This is a genomic window from Candidatus Kuenenia sp., from assembly GCF_039794105.1.
In the GTDB taxonomy this organism is placed as follows: Bacteria; Planctomycetota; Brocadiia; order Brocadiales; family Brocadiaceae; genus Kuenenia.
In genome coordinates this window covers 33,147-43,938 of record NZ_JBDIWA010000032.1, presented here as the reverse complement: position 1 = coordinate 43,938, position 10,792 = coordinate 33,147, and the positions used below count along the sequence as shown (strand labels likewise).

Genomic DNA, 10,792 nt, shown 5'->3' with positions numbered 1-10,792 from the left:
CCTAATATTTCGCTATTGTTCCATGGTTTTGTGAAGAAGCGGTATACACCGCCCTCGTTTTTTGCCCTCACGACAACATCCAGGTCGGCATATCCGGTTAGCATAAACTTGACCGCATCCGGCGATAGTATCGTAGCCCTTTTCAGCACCTGTAAGCCGTCCATACCCGGCATCCTGTAATTGGTGATTATCAGATGGATATTTTCACATCTAACAATCTCCAGTCCCTTTATTCCGCTATCTGCGAAAAATACCCTGTAGCCTTCCTTCTCTTCTTCCAGGATTCTTTTTAATGTTGCAAGAATGTTTTTTTCATCATCAACAATGAGTATTGTCTTTTGCTTCATGTGCTTACCTCAGAAAAAAAATTTACAATCCTCAGACTGCAGACTGTATTATACTGTAACAGGCAGCTTTACGGTAAATGTTGTTCCTTTGTTTACTTTGCTGTCAACCTCTATTGCACCATTGTGGCTTGTTATTATGTTGTAAGCAATGGAAAGTCCCAGGCCCGTTCCCATGCCTGCTTCTTTTGTGGTAAAAAAGGGTTCAAATATTTTTGGAAGATCTTGTTCCTGTATACCAGGGCCGTTATCGCTAATCACAATAAAGATGGAAAGGTCTTTTCTATACGTAGTTATTCTTATCTCCCCCATTTCCTTCAATGCCTGCGCCGCATTCAGGATGATATTCATGAAGGCCTGCCCTAATTGGCGCCGGTTGCAATGTATCGGGGGGATATTGCCGTAGGACTTTATCAATTTGGCTTTGTACTTAATCTCGTTCCTGATAATATTCAGGGAGTCCTCGATCTCCGCATTAATATTAGCCGGTTCCAGTTTATCTTCTGCCCTGTGGGAGAAAATCCGGAGGGAGTTAACAATACTTTGAATCCTCCTTGTGCCCTCCAGAGATTCGTTTATGCTTTTTTCCATTTGAGAGGCAATGTTTTTCCTGTTGCCCCGGGGGCGGGCTTGCGGCTTTGTTTCCATCTTCAACTCCTCAAGCATCGTCTTGATGACGACAAATTTATTTTGCATCCACTCCAGGTTGCTGGATATATAGCCAACCGGATTGTTTATTTCATGGGCAATACCCGCCGCCAATTGACCAAGAGAAGCCATTTTTTCGGATTGCAGCAACTGCATCTGCGTCCGTTCCAGTTCTGCCAGCAGGGATTGAAGGCGGGTGTTTGACTCTCCAAGTTTTTGTTTTTCTTCCAGTATCCTTTGCTCCAGCAATTTTCTCTTTGTTATGTTCCTGAAATGGGGCTGTATTCCAAATTGTGTCCGGTTTAAATCCAGTTCGCAAACCAGCGCATTTCCGTCCTTCTTCATAACTCCCACCTCAAACATAGGATATTTTTCTCCGGGATTTAACCGCCATGCGCTATCAAGGGCCTCTTCAACTATGGGAACATCTTCATTTCTGAAGATACTGACGATTTTCTTAGAGAGCAAATCTTTTTGCGTGTAGCCAAATAACTCAGAGACCCTGCTATTCATATTGTTGACCATATTGCCCTCTTTCAATGTGACCATAGGGTCGTTAGCCGCATCAAAAAGGTCCCGCAATTCATCACGCGCCTTTATCAAATCTGTAGTCATACGATTAAACCCCTTTGTGAGTTCTCCGATCTCATCCCTTGACGTAACGCGTATGTGATTTCCTATATCGCCTTTTGATATCTTGCCCATTGCCGCCATCAATGATTTTAAGGGATTGACAATCCTGCCGGATATGAGAAACGCTACGGCGGAAATAACAAACACGCTGGCCACTATAATAATGATAGAGTAGTTTCTTGCCCTGTATACAGGCTTAAATGCCTCTGCGACATCCGCTTCCACCAGCAATATCCATCCCATGGGTTTTATATATTTTGAAACGCCGATGACAGGTATTCCCCTGTAATCCTCATAGATGCCTGCCATCTCCCTGCCTTCGTTTATCAAAACATTAACGGGCAAGGTGTTCACCGCCTGTCTTAACATGACATTATCTATGAATCGGGAGGAGGTCAGCATGAGCCTCTGTTTATTGACAAGATACGCCTCGCTTGTTTCGCCGCGGCGTGTCAGTGTGGTTAATTCAAGAGGACGTCTTATCGTATGATTTCTTTTATATGAAGTATCAGCATCTTGCGTGTTAAAATAAGGTTTTTCCGGCACTATGTTTGTTTTTCCCTCACTATACGCCTCGGGCGTATGTTCAGGACGCAATAAGGCAGATGCCTCTTGTTTGGCGCCCACGGTGATATCCTCCAGTTCGGCGGCAAGTATGCGTATCCCGATCATGCCTAAAAATTCGTTTGTATCCTTATTTATAACGGAAGAGCAAAAGGTTAAACAGTATTCTCCCGTAATGTCACACAGATAAATATCCTTTGCGAACGTGCCGCCTTTTGTTGCTAAGGCAGAAAGGTCATGCGACATATCTTTGCCAACACGTTGCACGTTGCTGGATGCCACTGCTATGCCCTTTGTATTTGTCGTAAAGGTCTCGCGGAATCTTGGTTCGAGGCCGGTCTTGTATTGCAAATATTTACTCAGCGCCTGGGCAGCCGCAGTATTTTTCGTATCGTTGTTAATGCTTTCAAGATGTTCCCTGATAAAACCATCGGAGGCATAGTGTTTTGCCGAATTCTCGCCGTAAACTAAAAAGGCATTGATATGTTCCGACAGAGCTGCGCCCACCAGCGACATTTCATTAAACAACTCTGTCTCCAGCAGTTTTTTGCTATGCAGATAGTGAATGCAACATAACAGTGTTGCGGGAATAAGGGATATGCTTACAAAATACAGAAGCAGCTTTTTCCCTAAAACACCAAGTACATTTTTCATAAAAAACCTTGCCCTGTATGTGTAAAAATCTTACATAAAAAGGTTTTTACCCATGAATACCAGCTAAGGAAACATTTTTAAACGGGTAATAACTATGGGAATCGGTTCAGGGCGATATCTGAATACCACGCCTCCACCTTTCCATGTGTCCGGTCGGCATTGGTTTGGATCCCGACATAAACAATGCCGGGGGGTTCTTCTCCATACTCACGCAAATAATCCTGATGGTGATGTACCTTGTAATCAAGCCACCTGCCTGTAGCAGATTCTCCGCTCTGAACAATAATTATTCTTGCCCTGGCCTCGCATGGATTTTTATACCGCTCTCCGGTAGGAACATTGTTTCCAAACGCATAAATCAGTATTTTGTAATTATATGGAATGGAGAAAAAGGTCTTTCCGTACACAATGCATACTGCCGCAGGATAATCATCGCCGCCAGCTTCCTTTTCCCTGCTTTCGGGCAGAATGTTCGACGCCTTCCATCTCCAGCTTAAAAAAGGATATTCCACAGGATTAATACGAACGGGACGAAAAATAATTGTGCCGCTGTCGCTGGCATTTACATGAAGAATGCCTTTCCCCTCCACTTCAAGCAATTCAGGCATAAACCGGTTTCGTATTTTCCGGCAAATCCCCTTATGGCTTTTCCACCCAATTGGCTCGCCTTTATTAAATTCCTTTTTGGTGAAGGATGTTATGAGGAAAGAATCTTGTGTCGCCATTCCTGAACTATGGTCCATGAAAGAAAAGAGTACAATAATTATGGATATACCGTAAACGCAATATTTTATCATGAAAGGCAACAGTATATAAATGAATTTGTTGTGCAGGCAATAAACAGAAAAATTATACCTTGCCGAATAACACATTTCTACCGTTTTCCGGATACGCCAAAAGTAAAAACTACATAGCGCAGCAAAGCTGCAATCAAAATGTAGAGACGCACGGCTGTGCGTCTGTCCTTCAACCACAAAGAACATGAAGAAAAACTTTAAAAAAGGAGTTTTAACAGGTAATACTATTAATGATTTACCATAAACTAAAAACGAAGTAGGGGCGAAGCATTTGCTATAAATTGTTATAAATAAGTTTATACCTAAACGGGCAAATGCTTCGCCCCTACACTATGCGGCAAACATCGTTATTGTTGGAATTTTTCAAAAAACTAAAGTGTTACAAAATGAAACATCCACTTTTAAACAGAAAATATATAAAACCATCTGTTAAAAACCCTAAAAATGCAACGCCAAAGAGACCCCTATCGAAAGCGTAACCAATTAATATCATAAGCGATATGATTTTTGTGAGTCAAACCAGGGATAAAAGCAATCATAGTGTTAAAAGGAACTTTGTAACAGAAGATTTGGCAAATACTGGCAGGTAAACCGTAAAAAATAATTGCATCTTAATAAAAAAAAATATAGGATATTAAAATTTTAAAATCAACCCATAACATATCCGGAAAATAAGAACAGGGAAAGCAGTTATGAACTCAGGGGTTCAAAATATAGTCAACGGACAAGGAATTATGATCACAATCAGCGGCATGCTGATTGTGTTTGCCGCACTCGCGATAACCAGTTTTTTTATTTATCTCCTTCCTGTTTTTTTAAGAATATTTGCCAGCATACTTCCTGCGGAAGAAACTTCGCATCATATACCGGCATTTTACTCAACGCCTGAAGACGAGGCGCTTGCGGCAATCGGCTTTGCCCTGCATAGTGAAGCGTGCGGCAGTATGGTTGGCAAAGAATCATTTTAGTAAATTGCTTTATCTCAGGGTACAAGGGAACATGGTGTCTTTTTTTGTGAGGGCTTAATGGAGATTCTCTTCGAATTTCTTAAGACAACAGGATTTGCAATGATGACGTGGGGCAATGCCCTCATGATCATTGTCGGGATTTTTTTTGTAAGTCTGGCAATTATTAAAGATTATGAGCCATTACTGCTTTTGCCGATAGGATTTGGTGCGATAGTGGGAAATATTCCTTCCATTGACAGCATGGCGCTCAACGTATATCAGGAAGGGAGTGTTCTGAGTTTTCTTTACCTTGGGGTAAGCAAAGGAATATATCCGCCGCTTATTTTCCTTGGGATCGGCGCTATGACGGATTTTTCCGCCATGTTGTCAAATCCAAAGCTTGTGTTGCTTGGGGCGGCGGCGCAGATAGGCATTTTTCTTACCCTCATAGGCGCTCTCTATTTAGGGTTTAGCCCCTCTGAGTCGGGTGCTATTGGCATTATTGGCGGAGCGGATGGCCCGACGGCAATATTTTTATCGTCAAAGCTGGCACCGCATTTGTTGGGATCCATTGCGATTGCCGCCTATTCCTATATGGCCCTGGTTCCGGTTATTCAGCCTCCGATAATGAGATTGCTCACTACGAAAAAAGAGAGGCTCATTCGTATGAAAGAACCGCGGCATGTATCGCAGAGGGAAAAAATTATTTTCCCCATCGCCGTGTTTCTGATTTCCGCTTTGATTGCGCCAGGTTCAATAGTGCTTATCGGCATGCTTTGCCTTGGCAACCTTTTGAAGGAAAGTTGTGTAACAGAGCGATTGGCGAACACCGCACGCAACGCCATGATAGATACGGTGACGATTATTCTTGGATTTTCCGTGGGCGCAAGCGCGCAGGCACAAACCTTTTTAACAGCACAATCTCTTCTCGTTTTTGCATTGGGCGCCCTTTCTTTTAGCATAGCAACGGCAGGTGGCGTGGTTTTCGCAAAATGCATGAATCTTTTTCTAAGGGACAAGATAAACCCTCTCATTGGTGCAGCGGGCGTATCCGCCGTGCCTGACTCAGCACGCGTGGTACAGATGGTTGGCCAGAAGGAGGACCCGCATAATTTCCTCCTTATGCACGCAATGGCGCCAAATGTTGCAGGCGTGCTTGGGTCGGCGATTGCCGCCGGAATCTTGTGGTCGGTGTTTGTGAAATAATAACAATTTAGTTTTTTGAAAACGTAGGGGCGAGAGGTGAAGCACGAGAGACTACAGGCGACAGACGACAGGCGAAAGACGAAAGACGAAAGACGAAAGACGAGAGACGAGAGATGAGGGATGTCCATCGTCTTTTGTCCTTCGCTCCTATACCCTGCGGCAAACAACGTTGTTATTGGAATTTTTTCAAAAATTAAAGTGTTACGTGAAATAATCTTTTTCTGTTGCTAAGATACAAAATGACGAAAAAAGTTCAATTTATGTGTACGGCATTCAGGGACGGGTTTCAATCCGTGTATGGCGCCCGTGTTCTTACCAGGGATTTCCTTCCGGCTTTGGAGGCGGCAAGAGACGCCGGTATTTCTTATTTTGAAGCAGGCGGAGGCGCTCGTTTTCAATCGCTTTACTTCTATTGCAATGAAGATGCGTTTGCCATGATGGACACGTTCCGTGAAACCGCCGGCCATGGCGCTGACCTCCAGACTCTCTCCCGGGGCGTCAATGTCGTGGGGCTGGAGTCTCAGTCTGGCGACATTATACGGATGCATGCCCAACTCTTCAAAAAGCACGGTATTACAACGATCAGGAATTTCGATGCGCTCAATGATGTGAGAAATCTTATTTTCAGCGGCAAATGCATTGCTGAGGCGGGGCTGAAACACCAGATATGCATCACCATGATGGAATTGCCTCCGGGATGTACCGGCGCGCACGACCCGGATTTTTATATAAGAATACTGCGTCAGATATTGGACGAGGGAATACCATTTCACTCCTTGTGTTTTAAGGATGCTTCCGGCACAGCCGTGCCGTCAAAGGTATATGAGACCATAAAACGGGCGCGAAAAATACTTCCTGAAGAGATGTTTATTCATTTTCATACGCACGAAACGGCGGGTATCGGCGTAAGCGCCAACAAGGCGGCCCTGGATGGCGGCGCTGATGCTATCGACCTTTCCCTGTCGCCCTGTTCCGGCGGAACATGCCAGACCGATATTTTGGTTATGTGGCATGCACTGAGAGGTACCGGATATGAGCTTGACGTCGATATTGACAAAGTCCGCGAGGCGGAAGAGGTTTTTAAGGAATGTATGAAAGATTACTTTCTTCCCCCTGAGGCAACGTCCGTAGAGCCGCTTATTTTATGGAGTCCCATGCCTGGCGGCGCCCTTACGGCAAATACCCAGATGCTTCGCGATAACGGCATTATGGATAAATATCAGGAGCTGATCAAATCCATGAGTGAGGTGGTCAAGTTGGGCGGATACGGAACCTCGGTGACCCCCGTTTCCCAGTTTTACTTCCAACAGGCATTTAACAATGTTCTTTTTGGCCCCTGGCAGAAAATCGCTCCGGGCTATGGCAAAATGGTGTTGGGTTATTTCGGGAAGACCCCCGTGCCGCCAGATCCGGAAATAGTGAAAATAGCGGCAGAACAGCTCAAACTGGAACCAACCGTGCGTTCTCCGCTTGAAATAAACGACGTGGATACGAAAAAGAGCGTTAGACATGTCCGGGAAATACTTAAAAAGGAGGGCATTGCAGAGACGGATGAGAATATTTTCATCGTTGCCACATGCACGGATAAGGGGCTGAAATTCCTTAAAGGAAAAGCGGAGATTGGGATTCGCCTGGTGGAGAAAAAGGGTGGACAGATTGCGGTCAATGAGGAACAGAACCGGCAAGTCAGGTCGCAGGAATACCTGCTGACGGTGAACGGAAAAGATTATTCGGTTACGATTGAAGGAAACAAGGCAAAGGTAAATGATAAAATCTATCAGGTAGAAATTCGTAAAACGCCGGATACAGGAACAGCCTTAGGCGTAAAAAAAATTAAGGGAGAAGGCATTGCGGTAAAGGCTCAAATGCCTGGGAAGGTGGTTCGGTTTACCTCAAGGATTGGCGATTATCTTCATTCCGGGCAGTCAATGTTAGTTGTTGAGGCAATGAAAATGGAAATACACGTTTCAAGCCCTGCAGAGGGAACAGTAATTGATATAAAGGTAAAAGAAGGCGACCAGGTTGCCACCGGACAGGTGCTTGCGTTTATAAACTAAGAAGCAGTTTATTCTACTTCGCCCGCCCAAACATCACATAATGAACCATCATCACCGCGAAGGATGATTTGTCCTTTCTCCCCAAATCCCGTCAAAATACCTGATCTTTGTTCCTTTCCCTCTCCCACGGTTATATGCTCTCCAACGAAACAGCAGCGCGCAAGCCATTCATCACGTATGGCGGGGAACCCGCCTGCTTCCCAACGGTCGATCCTCTGAGGCAACATTTCAAGAATGGTACCGAGAACATCCTTGATAAGATGTTTTTTCCCGGTCTCAATGCGAAGAGAAGTTGCGGGTTTTTTCATAGAAGAAACCTGCGGCTCCTGCATATTCACATTGACCCCCACGCCAACAACGATGGTAGCATGTCCGTCCGGACGTTTCACGCTACTCTCCTCGGAAAGAATACCCCCGATTTTACGTCCCCTTACAAGAAGGTCGTTTGGCCACTTTGTTTGTGTCGTGAAACCGAAGGTATCCAGGGCGGAAGCGATTCCCAGTGAAATTGCCATGGAGAGTGAAGCAAGCCCCGAAAGGTCATGCCGGGTATACAAAAGAAAGGAAAAGGTGAGATCTTCTCCTGGCTGGGAAAGCCAGTGATGATTACTTCGTCCATGACCGGCAGTTTGCTCAAGGGCGGCCAATACAAATCCTGCGGGAATATCTTTTTCATCCTTAAGCCAGTCCAGAAGGACAGTGTTGGTAGATGATAATTTGTCGTGCCATTCAGGTTCCAGAAATTTTATCATGGTTTAGCAAGTGAAAAAATTGTCAACAATGGCAATTACAGGTGAAAATCCGTCCATAATCAAATTATTATAGTATTTGCCAGAGTATCTGCAATATCTATTTTCAAAACTGTGCAACGCATGTTACGCAGTAAGAAAAATATTCAATGCTCAATGCTCACTAAAAACAAATTATCATTGATATCGCTATGTCTATTATGGCATAATGCTTAATCAGATTTTATATACAGGAATTTCCATCTTGTGGGGTCAACTCAAGTAGTGCGACGAGCCTCATCGCACTACAAATGACAATTTCCCTTTGATCTCCTGGCGGGTTCAGGTTTTGCAATCTAATCGCGCAAAGGATATGTACGTGAAAGCCGCAGAAGGGGTAATGTATGAAAGTAAAAATAAAAATATGGCTGGAATGCGGGGATGGCGTTGCATTTGCGGAAGGCAGGAGATTGCTGCTGGAGGCGGTAGACCGGCTTGGTTCTTTAAATGCAGCGGCAAAGGAGATGGGGATGTCATATCGTGCGGCATGGGGGAAAATAAGGGCTACTGAAAAGGTGTTGGGGACTAAATTGTTAAAAGTTACCACGGGGGGGAAGGGCGGCGGCGGCGCGGTACTGACGGAGGACGCGAAAAGACTGATGATAAATTTTAATACCTATAAAAACAGGCTTAACACTTTAGCGGAAAAGGAATTTAAGCGCATTTTCGGAAAATAACTATGGCCTGCAAACTTAATGGCAAAATAATGAAAATCAATAAGGGCAGGATTCATACCCATATTCAAATCATGTGGAAAGACATCCCTCTGAGCGCCGTTATCACAACAGCTTCATGCGACGATATGAATCTTTTCGAGGGAGACGCTATCAGTGTGCTTATGAAAAGCACAGACCTGATACTGGCAAAGGCATTTCGAGGCATATTGAGCGCCAGAAATTTTATAACAGGAGTTGTTGTAACCATTCTCCGGGGCGATGTGCTGTCAAAGGTTATTTTTGAATCTCAGGGAGACACCCTCTGCGCAATTGTCACCAATGCTTCATTAGAAGAAATGAATATACAAACAGGCGAAGAAATAACAGCAATTGTCAAATCAACCGAATTGATTTTATTTAAAAATAAAAAGGGCATCTCAATGAATGGAGAAGGACGCAATTGTTAGTGGTCAACCTTCAGAAAAAATGGCATGCCTTTCAACTCGATGCTGCATTTAAAATACCCACGGGGGAGATTACCGTTTTATTTGGTCCGTCAGGTGCGGGAAAGTCGAGCATATTGCGATTTGTCTCCGGACTGTCAACGGCGGATAATGGCAGCATTCAAAACGGAAACGACGTCTGGTTTGACAAGCAAAACAATATAAATCTTCCCCCTCAATACCGGTCGGTTGGTTTTGTCTTTCAGGATTATGCGTTGTTCCCGCACCTGACGGTTGAAAAGAATGTATTATATGGGGCAAAAAAAAGACATGAGGGGGATAAGGTAAAAGACCTGCTTGCGCTTGTCGGGCTCTCCGGTTACGAGCGTTATTATCCGTCTCAATTGTCAGGCGGACAAAAACAAAGAATAGCGCTTATCAGGGCGCTGGCAAGAGAACCCGATATTTTGTTAATGGACGAACCGCTTTCCGCAGTGGATTGGCAGACGCGCAGGCAATTGCAGGATGATCTGAAGCGCATCCTGCGCCAGCTTAAGGTAACAACCCTGTATGTGACACATGATATTCCGGAAACCTATAAAATGGCCGACAACGTTGTTGTGATACATTCAGGCAGTGTAATAAAACAGGGGACTCCGGAAGAAGTTTTTTTGGGGAAAAGGCTTAGTACGCGTGTGCAGCTTGCAGGCAAAGTCATCAATATTGAATATGATACTATTATGGCAATTGTAACCATCCTGCATGCAGAGCAATATTTTAAGACGCTGATTGACAGGGAAGAAATAGAGGAAATGAATTTAAAGGAAGGCGACGATGTAATAATCGGCGCAAAATCTTCTGACGTGGTTATATTCAAGGCGCTGTCAATTATATAAATTTTTACCATCGTTATGCCAGATATGATATAACGTATTTTCAGAAGTGGCTGTATATTTATTTTCTAGTGTAGTTTTATTTTTGGAAAGGAGAGTTTTTTGTGTTTGGTAAGAAATTTAAGCATGTTCTTTGGCCTTTATTAACAGTATATAGTATAT

Annotated in this window: 10 protein-coding genes; 6 read left to right on the top strand and 4 right to left on the bottom strand. The window is 44.1% G+C overall.

Annotated elements, in window-relative coordinates; translation table 11 throughout:
* From ABJL82_RS13395 to ABJL82_RS13385, 3 genes are all read right to left on the bottom strand, one after another.
* The coding region (locus ABJL82_RS13395; RefSeq protein ID WP_347275201.1) for a response regulator at positions 1 to 347 on the bottom strand (347 nt) is incomplete at its 3' end.
* A gap of 48 nt (positions 348 to 395) precedes the next feature.
* The gene (locus tag ABJL82_RS13390) at positions 396 to 2,843 is read right to left on the bottom strand and encodes an ATP-binding protein (protein ID WP_347275200.1); all 2,448 of its coding nucleotides are present in this window, start codon (positions 2,841 to 2,843) and stop codon (positions 396 to 398) included.
* Positions 2,844 to 2,935: 92 nt separating this feature from the next.
* Positions 2,936 to 3,640 carry a DUF3047 domain-containing protein gene (locus ABJL82_RS13385; RefSeq protein WP_347275199.1) on the bottom strand — a complete coding sequence of 235 codons (705 nt, stop codon included), beginning with the start codon at positions 3,638 to 3,640 and terminating at the stop codon, positions 2,936 to 2,938.
* Positions 3,641 to 4,332: 692 nt separating this feature from the next.
* On the opposite strand from ABJL82_RS13385, the gene ABJL82_RS13380 reads away from it, so the two are divergent.
* The 3 genes from ABJL82_RS13380 (at position 4,333) to ABJL82_RS13370 (ending at position 7,850) form a co-directional block, all read left to right on the top strand.
* Positions 4,333 to 4,608 (top strand): OadG family protein, encoded by a 276-nt coding sequence (locus ABJL82_RS13380; RefSeq protein WP_347275198.1) that lies wholly within the window; start codon positions 4,333 to 4,335, stop codon positions 4,606 to 4,608.
* A gap of 57 nt (positions 4,609 to 4,665) precedes the next feature.
* Complete coding sequence (locus ABJL82_RS13375; protein ID WP_347275197.1) at positions 4,666 to 5,793, top strand: sodium ion-translocating decarboxylase subunit beta; 1,128 nt, start codon at positions 4,666 to 4,668, stop codon at positions 5,791 to 5,793.
* Positions 5,794 to 6,032: 239 nt separating this feature from the next.
* The gene (locus ABJL82_RS13370; RefSeq protein ID WP_347275196.1) at positions 6,033 to 7,850 is read left to right on the top strand and encodes a biotin/lipoyl-containing protein; all 1,818 of its coding nucleotides are present in this window, start codon (positions 6,033 to 6,035) and stop codon (positions 7,848 to 7,850) included.
* Between the two features lie 8 nt (positions 7,851 to 7,858).
* On the opposite strand, the gene ABJL82_RS13365 is transcribed toward ABJL82_RS13370, so the two are convergent.
* Positions 7,859 to 8,602, bottom strand: a complete 744-nt coding sequence (locus ABJL82_RS13365) for a biotin--[acetyl-CoA-carboxylase] ligase (protein WP_347275195.1) — start codon at positions 8,600 to 8,602, stop codon at positions 7,859 to 7,861.
* Positions 8,603 to 8,982: 380 nt separating this feature from the next.
* On the opposite strand from ABJL82_RS13365, the gene ABJL82_RS13360 reads away from it, so the two are divergent.
* The 3 genes from ABJL82_RS13360 to ABJL82_RS13350 are packed head-to-tail and all read left to right on the top strand — an operon-like array spanning position 8,983 to position 10,633.
* Entirely contained in the window at positions 8,983 to 9,315 is a 333-nt protein-coding gene (locus tag ABJL82_RS13360; protein ID WP_347275194.1) for a LysR family transcriptional regulator, read from the top strand.
* Positions 9,316 to 9,317: 2 nt separating this feature from the next.
* The gene (locus ABJL82_RS13355) at positions 9,318 to 9,761 is read left to right on the top strand and encodes a TOBE domain-containing protein (protein WP_347275193.1); all 444 of its coding nucleotides are present in this window, start codon (positions 9,318 to 9,320) and stop codon (positions 9,759 to 9,761) included.
* Positions 9,761 to 10,633 (top strand): ATP-binding cassette domain-containing protein, encoded by an 873-nt coding sequence (locus tag ABJL82_RS13350; protein ID WP_347275202.1) that lies wholly within the window; start codon positions 9,761 to 9,763, stop codon positions 10,631 to 10,633. Before ABJL82_RS13355 ends, ABJL82_RS13350 begins: the two co-directional genes overlap by 1 nt.
* Positions 10,634 to 10,792: the final 159 nt, after the last annotated feature.

Coding starts and splice junctions, on each gene's coding strand:
- ABJL82_RS13390 (WP_347275200.1), bottom strand. CDS start 2,843: ATGAAAAATGTACTTGGTGTTTTAGGGAAAAAGCTGCTTCTGTATTTT.
- ABJL82_RS13385 (WP_347275199.1), bottom strand. CDS start 3,640: ATGATAAAATATTGCGTTTACGGTATATCCATAATTATTGTACTCTTT.
- ABJL82_RS13380 (WP_347275198.1), top strand. CDS start 4,333: ATGAACTCAGGGGTTCAAAATATAGTCAACGGACAAGGAATTATGATC.
- ABJL82_RS13375 (WP_347275197.1), top strand. CDS start 4,666: ATGGAGATTCTCTTCGAATTTCTTAAGACAACAGGATTTGCAATGATG.
- ABJL82_RS13370 (WP_347275196.1), top strand. CDS start 6,033: ATGACGAAAAAAGTTCAATTTATGTGTACGGCATTCAGGGACGGGTTT.
- ABJL82_RS13365 (WP_347275195.1), bottom strand. CDS start 8,602: ATGATAAAATTTCTGGAACCTGAATGGCACGACAAATTATCATCTACC.
- ABJL82_RS13360 (WP_347275194.1), top strand. CDS start 8,983: ATGAAAGTAAAAATAAAAATATGGCTGGAATGCGGGGATGGCGTTGCA.
- ABJL82_RS13355 (WP_347275193.1), top strand. CDS start 9,318: ATGGCCTGCAAACTTAATGGCAAAATAATGAAAATCAATAAGGGCAGG.